Annotated in this window: 12 protein-coding genes and 1 other RNA gene; 6 read left to right on the forward strand and 7 right to left on the reverse strand. The window is 69.6% G+C overall.

The genetic code is table 11. From position 1 onward, the window contains the following. The first annotated feature begins 244 nt into the window (after window positions 1-244). Window positions 245-3,010, forward strand: a complete 2,766-nt coding sequence (locus ACQCSX_RS15755) for an exo-alpha-sialidase (protein WP_427016213.1) — start codon at window positions 245-247, stop codon at window positions 3,008-3,010. Between the two features lie 138 nt (window positions 3,011-3,148). Here the strand turns inward: ACQCSX_RS15755 and ACQCSX_RS15760 are convergent, their stop codons facing one another. Genes ACQCSX_RS15760 through ACQCSX_RS15770 form a run of 3 tightly spaced genes read right to left on the reverse strand, consistent with a single transcriptional unit; the run spans window position 3,149 to window position 5,117 of the window. Beyond that, on the reverse strand, window positions 3,149-3,679 hold the full coding sequence (locus tag ACQCSX_RS15760) for an SSI family serine proteinase inhibitor (protein ID WP_427016214.1): 531 nt from the start codon (window positions 3,677-3,679) through the stop codon (window positions 3,149-3,151). Between the two features lie 9 nt (window positions 3,680-3,688). Continuing rightward, window positions 3,689-4,651 (reverse strand): 3-methyladenine DNA glycosylase, encoded by a 963-nt coding sequence (locus ACQCSX_RS15765; RefSeq protein ID WP_427016215.1) that lies wholly within the window; start codon window positions 4,649-4,651, stop codon window positions 3,689-3,691. A gap of 7 nt (window positions 4,652-4,658) precedes the next feature. Further along, entirely contained in the window at window positions 4,659-5,117 is a 459-nt protein-coding gene (locus ACQCSX_RS15770; RefSeq protein WP_427016216.1) for a MarR family winged helix-turn-helix transcriptional regulator, read from the reverse strand. A 118-nt stretch (window positions 5,118-5,235) separates the two neighbouring features. On the opposite strand from ACQCSX_RS15770, the gene ACQCSX_RS15775 reads away from it, so the two are divergent. Both ACQCSX_RS15775 and ACQCSX_RS15780 read left to right on the forward strand, forming a co-directional pair. Continuing rightward, on the forward strand, window positions 5,236-5,460 hold the full coding sequence (locus ACQCSX_RS15775) for a hypothetical protein (protein WP_427016217.1): 225 nt from the start codon (window positions 5,236-5,238) through the stop codon (window positions 5,458-5,460). Window positions 5,461-5,540: 80 nt separating this feature from the next. Further along, complete coding sequence (locus tag ACQCSX_RS15780) at window positions 5,541-5,759, forward strand: hypothetical protein (RefSeq protein ID WP_427016218.1); 219 nt, start codon at window positions 5,541-5,543, stop codon at window positions 5,757-5,759. Window positions 5,760-5,840: 81 nt separating this feature from the next. Here the strand turns inward: ACQCSX_RS15780 and ACQCSX_RS15785 are convergent, their stop codons facing one another. Next, window positions 5,841-7,127 (reverse strand): aspartate kinase, encoded by a 1,287-nt coding sequence (locus ACQCSX_RS15785; RefSeq protein ID WP_427016219.1) that lies wholly within the window; start codon window positions 7,125-7,127, stop codon window positions 5,841-5,843. Window positions 7,128-7,442: 315 nt separating this feature from the next. Between ACQCSX_RS15785 and ACQCSX_RS15790 the strand changes: the two genes are divergently transcribed. Next, window positions 7,443-8,399, forward strand: coding sequence for an ABC transporter ATP-binding protein (locus ACQCSX_RS15790; RefSeq protein ID WP_427016220.1), 957 nt, complete (start codon window positions 7,443-7,445; stop codon window positions 8,397-8,399). Beyond that, window positions 8,396-9,538, forward strand: coding sequence for an ABC transporter permease (locus ACQCSX_RS15795; protein ID WP_427016221.1), 1,143 nt, complete (start codon window positions 8,396-8,398; stop codon window positions 9,536-9,538). Before ACQCSX_RS15790 ends, ACQCSX_RS15795 begins: the two co-directional genes overlap by 4 nt. Before the next feature lie 123 nt (window positions 9,539-9,661). Here the strand turns inward: ACQCSX_RS15795 and recR are convergent, their stop codons facing one another. The 3 genes from recR to ffs form a co-directional block, all read right to left on the reverse strand. Further along, window positions 9,662-10,261 carry a recombination mediator RecR gene (gene recR, locus ACQCSX_RS15800; RefSeq protein WP_427019070.1) on the reverse strand — a complete coding sequence of 200 codons (600 nt, stop codon included), beginning with the start codon at window positions 10,259-10,261 and terminating at the stop codon, window positions 9,662-9,664. A gap of 91 nt (window positions 10,262-10,352) precedes the next feature. Next, window positions 10,353-14,282 carry a DNA polymerase III subunit gamma and tau gene (locus ACQCSX_RS15805; RefSeq protein ID WP_427016222.1) on the reverse strand — a complete coding sequence of 1,310 codons (3,930 nt, stop codon included), beginning with the start codon at window positions 14,280-14,282 and terminating at the stop codon, window positions 10,353-10,355. Window positions 14,283-14,367: 85 nt separating this feature from the next. Then, an RNA gene (ffs, locus tag ACQCSX_RS15810) (signal recognition particle sRNA small type) lies at window positions 14,368-14,463 on the reverse strand. A 214-nt stretch (window positions 14,464-14,677) separates the two neighbouring features. Here ffs and ACQCSX_RS15815 point away from each other — a divergent pair. Next, on the forward strand, window positions 14,678-14,893 hold the full coding sequence (locus ACQCSX_RS15815) for a hypothetical protein (RefSeq protein WP_427016223.1): 216 nt from the start codon (window positions 14,678-14,680) through the stop codon (window positions 14,891-14,893). The last annotated feature ends 41 nt before the right edge of the window (window positions 14,894-14,934 follow it).

A 14,934-nucleotide genomic window follows, 5' to 3' on the forward strand; every position in this document is an offset into this window, starting at 1 on the left:
TGGCCGCGGAATTGCCGTCTCACGCCGTCTTTGGGGATCCAAGAACCACATGACACAGGCGCTCCGCGAGCTTGCCCTTCCATTCTACCGAGTGTTCGCAACCCGGCGGACCGGGGAAGGGGGCGCCGCAGGGTTCCTGCGCCGGCTGGGCCCCGCCAGGGCCGGACGTGGGCGCGGCCACGGACGTGGTGTGAAATGTACTACACAAGTGACCCAACTCACCCTATGATAGGTAGGACATTCCATGTCTGATGATCAAAGGGACCCCGGTCCGCTCATGATCGAGCAGATGTGGCTCGGCAATGCGGCCGCTCAGGGCCGCACTGAAAGGAACCGGATGACGTCCCCGAACACCCGACGCCGCTGGAGCGGCGCCGCCAAGGCCTCGGCCGCCGGCGCATTGACCGCGGGCCTGCTGGCAACGATGCTGGCACCGGCCATGGCTGCGGAAACCCCCGCGGCCCCCAGCTACGCCCAACAAGCATTGGCCGCCAATGGCGACAATGCCGTCAGTTCCACCCTTGCGCCCTTCTACCGGATCCCGGCCCTGGCCGATCTGGGGAACGGCGTCCTGCTGGCCGCCTACGACGGCCGTCCCGACGGCGGCGACTCGCCGTCGGCGAACTCCATCGTCCAGCGTCGCAGCACGGACAACGGCGCCACCTGGGGCGCCCCCACCTACATTGCCCGCGGCCAGCTGGCCGCCGCCGGCACGCTGCGCTACGGCTTCTCCGACCCCTCCTATGTGGTGGACAAGGAGACGGGCACCGTCTTCAACTTCCATGTCTACTCCAAGGACCAGGGCTTCGCCGGGAGTTCGTGGGCCACCGATGACGCCGACCGCCAGGCCATCGGCGCCGAGGTGTCCGTCTCCACCGACGGCGGCCTGACCTGGTCCACCGACCCGGCCAACCAGCCGTCCCTGCCCACGCCGCAGAACTATGCCGCCGGGTCCACGTACGCCGCCTTTGACGGCCCGCTGGTCACCGATGTCGCCAAGCCCGCCGGGACCACCGTCAACGGCGTCAGCGGCGTGGGCGGCGTGAAGGGCTTCTTCGCCTCCTCCGGCGAGGGCATCCAGCTCAAGTACGGCGCCTACAAGGGCCGCCTCATCCAGCAGTACGCCGGCACCGTGCGCCAGGGGGACAACACCACGGCCATCCAGGCCTACAGCCTCTACTCCGACGACCACGGCAAGACCTGGCAGCGCGGTGCCTTTGTCGGCACCGGCATGGACGAGAACAAGGTGGTCGAGCTTTCCGACGGCCGCGTTATGCTCAATTCGCGCGACAACGCCGGCGGCCATGGCCGCCGCATCGCCATCTCCACCGACGGCGGCGCCACCTACGGCCCCGCCACCTACGATGCAGCCCTGGTCGACCCCACCAACAACGCCGGCATCACCCGCATGTACCCGGACGCCGCGGAGAACTCCGCAGCGGCAAAGATGCTGCTCTTTTCCAACGCGAACAGCTCCTCCAGTCGCTCCAACGGCACCATCCGCTACTCCTGCGACAACGGCACCACCTGGTCCGCCGGCAAGCAGTTCAAGTCCGGAACCATGAGCTACTCCACCGTGACCGCGCTCTCCGACGGCACCTTCGGCGTGCTCTATGAGGGTGATGCCAACAAGATCACCTTCGGCAAGTTCAACGCCGAATGGCTGGACGTGTACTGCGGCGCCAGCGTGGCGGCTGCGGCCATCACGGGCGACAACGGCGCCACCGTCAACGCCGAGCTGACCGTCGGCAACACCGGCGAATCCGCGTTGGAAGGCGCGACGGCGACGTTCGCTGCGCTGCCCGGCTGGACCTTTGGCTCCGTTGCCGTGCCGAGCGTTCCCGCCGGTGGCGCTGTCACCGTCAGCGTCCCGGTGACGATCCCCGCCTACGCCAAGGCCGGAACCGCCAACATTGCCGCCAAGGTGGTTGCCGGTGCGCGTTCCGTGTCGGCGCCGGCCAAGGTGACCATCACCGGCGGCTCCACCGCGACCATCGTGGGCGCTGACATCAAGGGCCAGCGCAACGACGCCGGCCGCGACCTGGCCGCCGCCCCGTACGCGGCCGGGGATGCTGTGCCGTACAAGTTCACCGTCACCAGCCTGGGCAACATCACCGAATCGGTGGTGCCGCAGACCGGCAGCTTCAAGCCGTTCGTCCCGGCCGACGGCGGCGGCAACTGCCGCTTCATGACGCTGGCCGTCTGGGCGGGCTACGACTGCGGCACGCCCAAGCACACCGTGACCGCCGACGAGGCGGCCCAGGGCTTCTTCGTCCCGGCCGCCACCTGGCAGGTCACCGGCACCGGTGCCACCACGGCGAACTACGCCATCACCGGCGACGAGGTTGACCTGATGGTCCGCACCCCGCGCCTGGCCGGCACGGCCACGGCCGTCTGGAACGACGTCGACGGCGACGGCTACGCCACCCTCGGCGACACCATCACCTATACGTACGGTGTTGAAAACACCGGCAACGTGCCGCTGGCCGAGGTGTCCGCACCGGGCATCTCCCTGTCGCAGGCCTCGCTTGCGGTGGGGGCCACGGCATCCGCCGCCTCCACCTATGCGCTGACCGCCGCCGACCTCGCCGCAGCGCAGGTGCCCGGCGTCGCGCTGGCCGCCACGGCCAAGAATGGCGCCAAGACCGCCACTGCGGACCTGTCGGCGGCCGCCGTCGCCCTGCGCGTCCTGCCGGCGAAGCCCGCCGCCGACCCGGAGCTCTCCCGCGACAACCTCAAGGGCCAGCCTCCGGTGGATCTGGGCCTGGGCACCGGCAAGTACAGCGTCGGCGACACCGTGGCCATCCACAATGTGGTCTACGGCCAGTGGTACTACGTGTACCTGAACCAGCACAGCTACCGCATCGGCTGGTTCCAGCCCGACCGGAACAACACCGTCACGTTCACGCTGCCGGCCGGCACCAAGAACGGCAAGGACAACCTGGTGGTGCTTGATTCCGCCGGAAACCAGCTGTCCTGGGGCTCGTTCCAGGTGACGCCCGGCAAGTAGTCCCCACCCGCACCCGCGCCCCGCACCCTCGCCCAAGGAACCCTGCGGCCGTGGGCCCACCACCCGCTTGCATCTGTGTTACAGAAAACGCCCCGAAACCAGTGGTTTCGGGGCGTTTTCTGTAACACAGATGCTTGGTCAGCTGCTGCCGGCGGGGCTGCCGAACACCGGGGCCAGCGAATTCCATGCGGAGATCTTGCAGCCGTCCGTCTGGCTGAAGTCCGCAGTGACGGCCTTGCCGCCAAAGGTGCCCGTGATGGTGGCGGTGGCCGGTCCGCCGTACTGCTGGGTGCACACCGGCGGCGGACCGCTGGGCGGGGCGAAGGCTGCGCCGCCATTGGCGTCCACGGCGGCGCAGGCCGCGTCCGGATCGGCCGCCGTGGAACCGGGGAGCGACGTCGGGCCCTGGCAGTTGAGCACAAACTCCTTGGCCGCGGTGTCCGGAGTGGCCCTGACGCTGATGGCCAGGGCGGCCGTCTGGCCCGGCAGCGGCGTGCCGGTGGGCGTGGACGGAGCCGTCGTACCCGACGGCGTGGATGGCGCCGGCGTCGACGTGGCCGGTGTCGTGCCCGGGCTGGTGCCGGGGCCCGAGGGTCCGCCGCCGCAGGCGGTGAGCAGGGCAATGGCCCCGGTGAGCAGGAGGATCGCGGCGGTGCGGGACGGGTGCACGGTGGGCTCCTAAGCGGCGGGCGGCAGGGCGTCGACGGCGGCCAGCAGCCGGGTGCGCAGCAGGGCCGACTCGCCGGCGAACCGGCGCTGGTGCCCCACATACGCGGCCTTGCCCTCGGCCGTCTCGATGGGAATGGGCGGATAGCCCCATTGCTCAAGATCATAGGGTGAAGCCCGCATGTCCATCGCCCGGATCCGGAAGGAAAGTTCAAAACAATCCATCAGCAGCTCGCTCGGCAGCGCGGGGGAGAGCTTGTAGGCCCACTTGTAAAGGTCCATGTTGGCATGCAGGCAGCCGGGTTGCTCCAGCTGCCGCTGCGTCTCGCGGGTGGGTGCGAGTTCGTTCAGCGGCCCGGCGTCGGGGGTGTAGAACCGGAACGCGTCAAAGTGCGTGCAGCGGATCTTGTTCTCCTCCACCACGGCATCGGTGCCCCCGGACCCCAGCCGGAGTTCCAGGTACTCGTGGCGGATGTCGTGCGCATCCTGCCGGTAGACCATGGCCCACTCGTGCAGGCCAAAGCAGCCAAACTGGGCCGGCCGGGCGGCGGTGCCGGCGAGGATGATCCGGGCAAAGTCAATGGCCGCGGCCCGGTCGGCGGCGAAGGCGTCGGCATCCACGGCGACGGCGGGAGTGCCGGCGGACAGCCCTGCCGCGGCCAGCTCGTCGGCGGTGGCGGCGCGGTAGTGCTTCCAGCCGAGGCGTTCGAGCGCCTCCCCGCCCACCAGCAGCGTGCCCGCGCCGGGATGCCAGCGGCGCAGCTGGCCGGGCTTGTGGTTGTAGTAGGTGAAGAGGAAGTCCTCCACCGGGTGCTTCTTCCCGGCCGAACGCCGCGCCAGATAGGGGGTGGCATAGCCGTCCACCCGGCGCTGGTGCGCGGCCTGCCGGTCCAGCCACTGCTGCGGCAGCAGCACCGCTGGCGCAGGCTGCCGGGTGGTCTGCGGTTGCGCGGAGGTCGAGGCGGAGGAGGTCATCCCTCCATTATCGTCCAGCGGCGTCCGGTGCGTTCGCGGCGCTGGCGATCAGCTCCATCATGGACCCGTGCAGGGCCTGCGCTTGGGCCCGGTTGAGGCCCAGGCGTTCCATCATGGTGCCGGGGACGGCCAGGGCCTGGCGGTACAGGGCCCGGCCATGGTCCGTCAGGTCCACGTCCAGGGCCCGCTCGTCCGCCACGGACCGGCGCCGGACCAGCATGCCCGCGGCCTCCAGCCGTTTCAGCAGGGGGGAGAGAGTGGCCGGTTCCAGCATCAGGGCCGCGCTGATGTCCTTGACCGTGCGCGGGCTCTGCTCCCACAGCGCCAGCATCACCAGGTACTGCGGATGGGTCAGGCCCAGGGCGGACAGCACCGGCCTGTAGGCGCCCACCACGGCGCGCGAGGCCACGCTGAGGGCAAAGCACAGCTGGCGCTCGAGCAGCAGATCGTCCATGTTGCTGTCCATGGGGGACCGGACCTTTCGTTGGGAGCGCACCCAGATTAGTTAGTGCACTAACAATGAGTGTACCCTGTAGTGGAGACCTGGCGCGCGGGCGCCGCCCCTTGGAAAGAGTGAGGACCCTATGTCCGGCGAACCATTTGTGCAGAAATTCATGCGGACCACCAACAAGCTCCGAACCATTTTTGGCCCTGCCTTCTCCAGCTCCCTGGACCACGAGATGACCGAGGAAAACAAGCGCCTGCTGGCCCAGCAGGAGTCCGCGGCCCAGCAGTGGGAAACCGTCATCCGCCCGGACGGCAGCACCTATCTGGTGCCCAAGAACCCCGAGGACCGCTCGCTGCGCTGAGCCATTCCCTTTGGCTGCCCGCGGCGTAAAATGAGCGTAATCGGGCAGCCATCCGCTGCCGCAGGAGGGAGGTGTTGAAGATGTCGCACGATGAACCGTTCGTTGAGAAGTTCATGAAGGCCACCGGCAAGTTCTCGCATGTTTTCGGCCAGGCCGACAGGGCGGACAGTGACATTCCCGTGAACCACAAGCACGACGATTTCGAGAAGGCCTCCGAAGAGGATCTGGCCCAGTTCGAGACTGAAATTGGTTCCAACGGCGAGCACTACGCGGTCCGCAAGGATGGCACGGGCAACTGACCCCACCCGCTGCATTAAAAGCCGGGGGCCGGCCGACGCACTGCGTCGGCCGGCCCCCGGCTTTTAACTTTTAGGGCGGCGTCAGCGCCCGGTGCCGCCGTACACGGTGGCCTCGTCATCGCCGTCGAGCTCAAACGCCTGGTGCACGGCACGCACGGCGGCGTCCAGCAGGTCGGCGCGGGTCACCACGGAGATGCGGATCTCCGAGGTGGAGATGAGGTCGATGTTGACCCCGGCGTCGGAGAGCGCCTTGAAGAAGCGGTAGGAGACGCCCGGGTTGGAGCGCATGCCTGCACCGATCAGGGACAGCTTGCCGATCTGGTCGTCGTAGATCAGGTCCTCGAAGCCCACGGTGTCCTGGGCCGAACGCAGCGCGGCCAGGGCCTCGGCGCCTTCCACCATCGGCAGGGTGAAGGAGATGTCCGTCCGCCCCGAGCCGTGGGTGGAGATGTTCTGGACAATCATGTCGATGTTGGAGTGGGCGCCGGCGATGATGCCGAAGATTTCCGCCGCCTTGCCCGGAATGTCCGGAACGCCTACAACAGTGACCTTGCCTTCGGACCGGTCGTGCGCCACGCCGGAGATGATTGGCTGCTCCAAAGCAACTCCCTCTGAGAACTTGATTTTGTCGTCCGGGCTGGGCAGGACCCAGGTCCCTTCATTGTCGGTGAACGAGGACCGCACGTGGATGGGCATCCCGAAGCGGCGCGCGTATTCCACGCAGCGCAGGTGCAGGATCTTGGCGCCCGAGGCGGCCATCTCCAGCATTTCCTCGCTGGAAATCTTGTTGATCTTCTGCGCGCTGGGCACCACCCGCGGATCCGCGGTGTAGACGCCGTCGACGTCGGTGTAGATCTCGCACACATCCGCGTCCAAGGCAGCGGCCAGGGCGACGGCGGTGGTGTCGGAGCCGCCGCGGCCCATGGTGGTGATCTCGTGCGTGGCGCGGCTCATGCCCTGGAAACCGGCAACGATGGCGATGTTGCCCTTGTCCAGCGCCGTGCGCACACGGTACGGGTCGACATCGATGATGCGCGCCTTGCCGTGGATGCCGTCGGTGATCATGCCGGCCTGGCTGCCGGTGAAGGACTGCGCCACGGCACCCTGGGAATTGATGGCCATCGCCAGCAGCGCCATGGAAATGCGCTCGCCGGCGGTCATCAGCATGTCCAGCTCGCGGGCGGGCGGCGCCTCGGCCACCTCGGCGGCAAGGTCCAGGAGCTCGTCGGTGGTGTCGCCCATGGCGGACACGACGACGACGACTTCATTGCCGGCCGCCTGCGTGGCGACGACGCGCTGCGCAACCCGCTTAATGCCGGCGGCGTCGGCCACGGAGGACCCGCCATATTTTTGAACGATCAGGCTCATGCGTGCACACTCATTGGCTAACCTAACGCAGACTAGTGCTTTTGTTTCTGGACGGCTTCGGGCGGTTCAACAGCTGCCCGGGCGCCAGAACCGGTGGTGAATCGTCCTGGGGCCGATGGGGCCAGGCGTCAACGTCGGCGCGCGGGCAGGTGGGGTCAGTTTATCCCCGGTGGGTCGCGTGCACTCAATTTGGGTGTCCACATGACGGACGCGGGCGTCCAAAGTGGTGCCGTGCCGTGCTGGATTGGCCCGTGGCACGCACCTAGGATGACCGTAAGGGCGCCATCGTGCGCCCATTGGGGGAAGGGAAGAAAGATGTCAACGACGCCGGAACAAGGTGTGGAGCCCGCCGCAGGAGGCGCCTTGGTCGCCACCGGGATATCGCGCAGATTTGGCGATGTCCAGGCGATTGACCATATGGATTTCAGCGCGCCGGCCGGTGCCGTGACGGCATTGATCGGCCCCAACGGGGCGGGCAAGACCACACTGCTGCTGATCATGGCCTCGCTGCTGGCCCCGGACACCGGCACCGTCCGCATCATGGGCATCGACCCTGCCGCCCACCCGGCGGCGGCACGGATGCGCATCGGCTGGATGCCGGACACGCTGGGTGTGTGGGAATCCCTCACGGTCCGCGAAATCCTCACCATCATGGGCAGGCTGTACCGGATGCCCGCCGCGGCCCTGGCCGCCCGGGTCTCCGAGCTGCTGGCGCTGGTGAACCTTGAGGCGTTCGCCAACCAGCCGGCCAGGGTGCTCTCCCGCGGGCAGCAGCAGCGGCTCTCCTTGGCCCGGGCGCTGGTCCACAACCCCGAGGTCCTGCTGCTCGATGAGCCGGCCTCCGGACTGGACCCCGGGTCGCGCATCCAGCTGCGCCACATCCTGCGCACGCTGGCCGCGGAGGGCAAGGCCGTGGTGGTCTCCTCCCACGTGCTGGCCGAGCTGGACGAGATTGTCGATGGCGCCGTCTTCGTCAACCAGGGCCGGTCGGTGCTGGCGCAGACCGTGCACACCGCCGCCGCGCAGGGCCGGCGCTACGCCATCTCCGCCGTCGACCCGGAGGGGCTGGCCGTGGCGCTGGCCGGGCTCGGGCTGGTCTTCCGGATCGAGCCAAGCCGCCGGGCCGCCGTCACCTTGATGCTGGGCACCGAGGCCGACGCCGCACGGTTGCTGCGGGATTTGGTCGGCGCCGGCGTGGAGGTCACCAGCTTTGCTCCTGCCAGCGGTGCGCTGGAGGCAACCTACCTGAGCCTGGAAGCGGAGCAGCGATGACCACGATCCATGAAGTCCCCGGCCCGTCCGGCGCCACGGACCCCGCGCGCGGGCTGCCCGCGGACAACTACCTCCGCCCGATCGGCGTCGTGCTCCGGCTCGAATTGGCGCAGCGGCTGCGCTCGCGCGGCTGGTACATCATGCTGGGCATCTGGCTGCTGGTGACAGCGGCCGTGACCCTCCTGTCCTGGGCGGGATGGAGCGCCTCCCGGCCGTACGACCGCTCCTATGGCGACAAGGTGGTGCGCGACGACGGCCCCGGCTCGCTGATCTTTGAGATCGTGCTGGCCTTTGTGCTGCTCTTCGGGCTGCTGGTGGCGCCGGCCTTTTCCGCCAACGCCGTCAACGGGGACAGGTCCGCCGGCACGCTGGCCATCCTGCAGGTCACACTGCTCACCCCCGGGCAATTGCTCTGGGGAAAGTTCCTGGCGTCCTGGGTGGTGTCGCTGGCGTTCCTGGCCACCAGCACCCCGTTCCTGCTCATCGGCGTGCTGTTGGGCAAGATGACCGCCGCGCACATCCTCGTGGCGCTGGGCATGCTGGCCCTGGAACTGGCCGTGGTCTGCGGCATCGGCGTGGGCATTTCCGCCCTGGCCAACCGGCCGCTGTTTTCCATCGTGGTCACCTACCTGGCCGTCGCGGCGTTGGTGGTGGGGACGCTGATCGCCTTCGGACTGGGGACCTGGCTGGCCCGGGGCACGGTGACGGCCAACACACCGCAGTACTCGTACTCGGAGGAGTACACGCCCGAGGCCGGGAACTACACCTGCTCCGGGCCGCTGCGGGAAGTCCCCGTGGTGCGCACCGACACCGTGGCGTGGCTGCTGGCGATGAACCCGTATGTGGTGGTGGCCGACGCCATCCCCTACCCGGACCGCAACCAGCCCAACACCCCGTTGGGCGGCATGGGCTTCCTTGAAGGCATCAGCCAGGGTGCGCGCTACGCCATTGCCGGACCCGAGGCCACCACCACCTGCGCCAATGGCAAGGTGCATCCGGACTACCTGGCGCAGACAGTGCCGCTGTGGCCGCTGGGGTTGGGCCTGCAGGTGCTGGTGGCCGGCGGCCTGATGTGGCTGGGCCGGCAGTCCCTGCGCACGCCGGCGCGGAAACTCTCCAAGGGCACCCGCGTGGCGTAGGGCGGGTCCCCGGTACCGCCGGTGGTTTCGCTCCCCACCCGCTCCCTAACCTCGCTGCGCTCGGCCAGGGGACCCTGCGGGCGTGGGCCCAAGCTCAACCACCGAAACCGCGTCCCGCGTCTGCTACGTCAGGGCGTTGCGGCGGCCTTCGAAGGCCCGGCCGAGGGTGACCTCGTCGGCGTATTCGAGGTCGCCGCCCACGGGCAGTCCCGATGCCAGCCGGGTCACGGCGATGCCGATGGTCTTGAGCATGCGGGCCAGGTACGTCGCCGTGGCCTCGCCCTCCAGGTTGGGGTCCGTGGCGATGATGATTTCCTGGATCTGGCTGTCGTTGAGCCGGGTCAGGAGTTCGCGGATGCGCAGCTGGTCCGGGCCGATGCCGGCGATCGGATTGATGGCCCCGCCCAGCACGTGGTATCGGCCCTTGAACGAGCGCGTGCGCTCCACCGCGATCACGTCCTTGGACTCCTCCACCACGCAGATGACGGTGGGGTCGCGGCGCGGATCACGGCAGATGTTGCAATGTTCCTGCTCGGAAACGTTGCCGCAGATGGTGCAGAACTTCACCCGTTCCTTCACCGTGACAATGGCCGACACCAGCCGCTTCATGTCCTCCATGTCCGCTTCGAGGATGTGGAATGCCAGTCGTTGGGCGGATTTCGGGCCGATCCCCGGCAGGCGCCCCAGCTCGTCAATGAGCTCCTGAACTGCTCCCTCGTACACCCTTGCCTCTTCATCTGTTGTGGTCATGCCGCAGTGCTTCGATGGCCCCGTGTTCAATGCCGCGGGGCCGGCGGCTGCACAGTGTGTGGGGCTACTGGCCGTTGAGCGGACGCTCCTCGATCAGCTTCCCGCCGAGGATCCGTTCCACCGCGGCCCGGCCGATCACGCCCGACTCCTCGATGGTGACGTCGTCGGCGCTGGGGACGTCCTCCACATACGGCAAGTTTACTGCCGCCTCGACGGGGACGGCGCGGGCGGCCTGGGCCTCGGGACTGTTGCTGAGCCGTTCGTAGAGGCTCATCTTTCCCTTGCGCGGGGCAGGTGCGGGCTCGTCCGTTGCCTCGACGGCCTTGGCCGCCGGCGCGGTCTGGGGCGACGACGGCGACGACGGCACCGCGGGCTTGGCCCAGTCCGGTGCGTTGGCGGCGTTGCCCCACGCGGGCTCGGCGATGCGCGGCAGCGGAGCGACGGGAACGTCCTGCACCATGGAAGCGCCGGGCGCGCCGGCAGCACCGTGGGCGGCGGCCGCGGCAAAGCCCGCCTGCCTGGCGGAAAGCGGCTTGGCCGGTCCGGCGGCCGGGGTTGATGCCTGTTCCGCGGCCGGAACCGGTGCCGGGACGGTCGCTGTCGGGACGACCGGCGTCTGCCGGGCGGACGGGGGCTGGGTCGATGATGGGTTCCGGGCAGCTGGTGCGGCAGGAATCTGGGCGGCTGCCGGCGGCTGCCGGACGGCGCCACGGTCCTGCTGGCCGCGCGCCGATCCCTGTTGCGGGCCGCGCGGTGCGTCCCATTCGGGCATCGGGGGCTCGTCCGGGTAGGGCGGCTCGTCGGGATAGGGGGGCTCGTCCGGGAACGGCGGTTCGTCAAGGTCGGCTGGCGGCTCCGGCACGGCATCCCAGCCGGTGACCCGGGAGGTTTTTCCGGCGGAGCGGTCCTCTTCGACGGACGAACGGGCCGGCGCAGTGGATTGCGCCGCGGACTGGGCCGAGCGTGCTGGGCCGGCGGCGCGCTTGAGCGCGGCAGCGGCGGCAGGAACGACGGCAGGCGCTGCGGCACGTGCCTGCGCCGGGCTGCCTTCCGCCGGGCTGGCCTGTGCCGGGCTGCCTTCCGCCGGGCTGGCCTGTGCCGGGCTGCCTTCCGCCGGGCTGGCCTGCGCCGAGGGTGCCGGTGCCTGTGCCGAGCCGTGCGGAGCAGCGTTCACCGCTTCCGGGCGGAGGGCGGCCGCCGTCGGGGTTCCGGCGCGCACCGTGCCCGCTCCCAGGGCGCTGCCCGTGGACGCCGCGGGGGACGACTGGGGCTGTGTCCGGGGCGCAGCGGCGGAGGGCATGGCGGTGCCCCCGGGCGTCGGGGCAGAGGGCGCGGCAGCGCCGGGCGCCGGGGCAGCGGGCATGGGGGCGGCGATGCCGCCGCCACCGGCGCGTTGTGCCGGCCCGTGGACGGCGGGCGCGGACGATGGATCCACCGGCGGCACCGAGACCGGCGCCAGTCCGGCGTGATGAGCGCCCGGATGTGCCTGAGTCTCCGTCGGCGCCGGTCCCGTTGCCGGGCCGCCGTGGCGTGCCCCTGAAACTGCCTGTGCCCCTGTCGGTGCCTGTGCCTGTGCCGCCGGCTGCGCCTGGGTGGTGCGGGGCGCCGCTGGGGCGGCAGCCTTCATGCCTGCAGGGCCGGAGCCACCTGTGGCAGGGCGGGCGGGATTAGCCGGTGCTTTTGGGCTGGGCTCAGCGCCCCCGCCGGGGGCCGGACCGTCGCCAACCACCGGAACCAAAGCGCAGGTGATGCCGAGGACCGAGTTGATGCCCTGGGCCAGAACCTGCACATGGCCACCGGCGCCGAAGGAATCGATGATGCCCTGGGTGCTGAAGCGTAAAACCAGCGTCTGGCCGTCGTATGAGGCGGGGGAGACGTGCTGGGACAGCATGGCCCAGGTGCCGCGCCGCAGCTGGCTGACAGCGGCCAGGATCTCGGGCCAGGCACGGCGGATCATCTCGATGCCCTGGCCGCCACGCGGAGCGCCGACGGCAGCTGACTCGGCCGTCCCTCCATGCGGAACAGAGGGAACCGGTGCGCCGGCGCCGGGTGCAGCACCCCGGGGAGTCCCGCCCTGGTCGGGCTTCCCGGTAGCAGGTGCGGCGGCAGCGTCCGCCCGGTCTGCACCGGTGGACAGGGGTTCCCCGGACGGCTGTACCGGCGCCGTGGCTGCGGACGGTCCATCGACACGTCCATCGACACGTCCATCAACAGAGGGCACCAACGGGGTGCCGGCGGGCTGGCGGTCCGGCAGTGCCGCGTCGGCCGTCGCGGGCCGCTGCGGCGCCTTCTCGACCGTAGCGGGCCGCCGCTCCGGCGGTGCCGCGTCGGCCTGTGCGGGCTGCTGCGGTGCCGGAGACGCCTGCTGTGCGGGTGTGCCCTTCTGCTGCGGTGCGGCAACGGGCAGGCCCCAGGAATCGAGCTCGGGGGCATCCGCCCGGGCGTCCGCCTGCTGGGGGGTACCCTCCTGCGGGTGCTGCCCTGCCGGCTGCTCCGCGGCCGCAGGCTGTTCGTGGGCGGGTGGCGCCGGGGGAGTGGACGTCCGGCCGGCGGACGCTGCGGCCTTGTCCTCCACCGCGGCGGCCGTGGTGTCCTGGACGGGTGCAGGGGCTGCATCGGCGGGACCGGCTGCTTCCCTGCCCTTGGCCAACTGCGCGCGGACGGCGGCGAGGCCTCCACCGGAGTGAGTGCCGGAGGGGGCTCCGGAGGGAGCGCCAAAGGGGTCGGCCCCGGTAAAGCCGGGCTCCGGCGTCGTGCCTGTCGCGGCGGGTCCGGCGGCGAAGGCATCGGCCGGGCCGCCCGCAACGGCACCCGCCGGGGCGCCGCCGTAGTTAAGCCGGCGCTCCACCTGGTCCAGCCGCGCGGCCACGCCGCGGGCGCTGTGGTCCGCGCCGGGCAGCAGGAGCCGGGCGCCCAGCAATTCAAGGTGCAGGCGCGGGGAGGTGGCGCCCGTCATCTCGTTCAGGGCCGCATTGGTGACATCCGCGGCGCGCGAGAGCTCCGCGGCACCCAGCTGGGTGGCCTGCGTCTGCAGGCGGGCAATCTGGTCCTCCGGCATGCCGCGCAAAATGGCATGGGCACTCTCCGGCATGGCCTGGACGATGATGAGGTCGCGGAAACGCTCCAGCAGATCCTCGACAAAACGGCGGGGATCGTGCCCGGTCTGGACCACGCGGTCCACGGATTTGAAGACCGTGCCGGCGTCGGACGCGGCCAGGGCCTCAACGACGTCGTCCAGCAGCGAGGCGTGGGTGTAGCCCAGCAGGGACACGGCGAGCTCGTAGTCCAGCCCGGCCGCTCCGGCACCGGCCATCAGCTGGTCCAGCACGGAAAGGGAATCGCGCACGGAACCGCCGCCGGCGCGGATCACCAGTGACAGCACACCGGGGGCCACGGGTACGTTTTCGGCCTCGCACAGCTGTCCCAGGTACGCCATCAGCGGCTCCGGCGGCACCAGCCGGAAGGGGTAGTGGTGCGTGCGGGAGCGGATGGTGCCAATGACCTTGTCCGGCTCGGTGGTGGCAAAGATGAACTTGATGTGTTCCGGCGGCTCTTCGACGATCTTCAGCAGCGCATTGAAGCCAGCCGACGTGACCATGTGGGCCTCGTCAATGATGAAGATCTTGTAGCGGTCGCGGACCGGGGCAAAGGTGGCGCGCTCGCGCAGATCGCGGGCATCGTCCACACCACCGTGGCTGGCGGCGTCGATCTCGATGACATCGAGCGAGCCGGAGCCGCCGCGGGCCAGCTCAACGCAGCTGTCGCAGACGCCGCACGGGATGGCGGTGGGGCCCTGCGCGCAGTTCAGACAGCGGGCCAGGATGCGGGCGGAGGTGGTCTTGCCGCAGCCGCGCGGACCTGAGAACAGGTAGGCGTGGTTGACGCGGTTCTTTTCCAGCGCGGCCATCAGCGGCTCGGTGACGTGCTCCTGGCCGATGACGTCCGCGAAGGAATCGGGGCGGTAGCGGCGGTAAAGAGCTGTAGGTGCTGTCACAGATTTAACCCTATCTGGTGCGTAGGACATTCTGCAGGTCTGCGCTGGGGCCGGCCTGGTGGTCAGTCCAGCGGGCCTGGAAAAAATAAAAGACCCCTCATGCACCCGCCAGAGCCCGCTTACCCTTGCTACCTTCCGGTCCTGGGGGAGTTCACAGGATGACGCCACATGAGGGGCCGGAAAACAGCTTACCCGATTCTCGGCCGTGCCCCGAACCGGGTCCGGCGGCGGGCTCCGCCGGGCCATCGCGGGGGTGCCGGACAGCGGCGCCGTCGAACTCTTCCAAGTGCCTGCCTCCGGTGGTACGTTCGGCGCTATAGAGCGGTTTCTACAGGGGCTGCGGGCCCACGCCAGACGCTCTGGCCCCCGCGCCGTTGAGTGGAAGGACTGGACTGATGAGGGTGTATGGGGTTTTCGAGTGGATCTTCTGGGTGGCTGGCTTTCTCACCCTCTTCCTGACGTTGTCGCGCATTGAGGTTTTCTCCACCGTCAATGCCCAGCGGGCCCACCGCCACGGTGGCCAGCAGCTGATCCTGTGGATCCTGACGGCCACTTTCATGCTGGCGGGCTTTGTCACAGCCATTCTCGCCATGCGGGCCGGCGCCTCCTAGGAAACTGCTGAACAGATTGGGGGTGGTTCAAGGCGCGCCTG

This window comes from Pseudarthrobacter sp. P1 (genome assembly GCF_050156935.1).
Classification (GTDB): Bacteria; Actinomycetota; Actinomycetes; order Actinomycetales; family Micrococcaceae; genus Specibacter.

Excerpts from the sequence above, each read along its gene's own strand:
- ACQCSX_RS15755 (WP_427016213.1), top strand. The coding sequence starts at position 245 with ATGTCTGATGATCAAAGGGACCCCGGTCCGCTCATGATCGAGCAGATG.
- ACQCSX_RS15765 (WP_427016215.1), bottom strand. The coding sequence starts at position 4,651 with ATGACCTCCTCCGCCTCGACCTCCGCGCAACCGCAGACCACCCGGCAG.
- ACQCSX_RS15770 (WP_427016216.1), bottom strand. The coding sequence starts at position 5,117 with ATGGACAGCAACATGGACGATCTGCTGCTCGAGCGCCAGCTGTGCTTT.
- ACQCSX_RS15775 (WP_427016217.1), top strand. The coding sequence starts at position 5,236 with ATGTCCGGCGAACCATTTGTGCAGAAATTCATGCGGACCACCAACAAG.
- ACQCSX_RS15780 (WP_427016218.1), top strand. The coding sequence starts at position 5,541 with ATGTCGCACGATGAACCGTTCGTTGAGAAGTTCATGAAGGCCACCGGC.
- ACQCSX_RS15785 (WP_427016219.1), bottom strand. The coding sequence starts at position 7,127 with ATGAGCCTGATCGTTCAAAAATATGGCGGGTCCTCCGTGGCCGACGCC.
- ACQCSX_RS15790 (WP_427016220.1), top strand. The coding sequence starts at position 7,443 with ATGTCAACGACGCCGGAACAAGGTGTGGAGCCCGCCGCAGGAGGCGCC.
- ACQCSX_RS15795 (WP_427016221.1), top strand. The coding sequence starts at position 8,396 with ATGACCACGATCCATGAAGTCCCCGGCCCGTCCGGCGCCACGGACCCC.
- ACQCSX_RS15815 (WP_427016223.1), top strand. The coding sequence starts at position 14,678 with ATGAGGGTGTATGGGGTTTTCGAGTGGATCTTCTGGGTGGCTGGCTTT.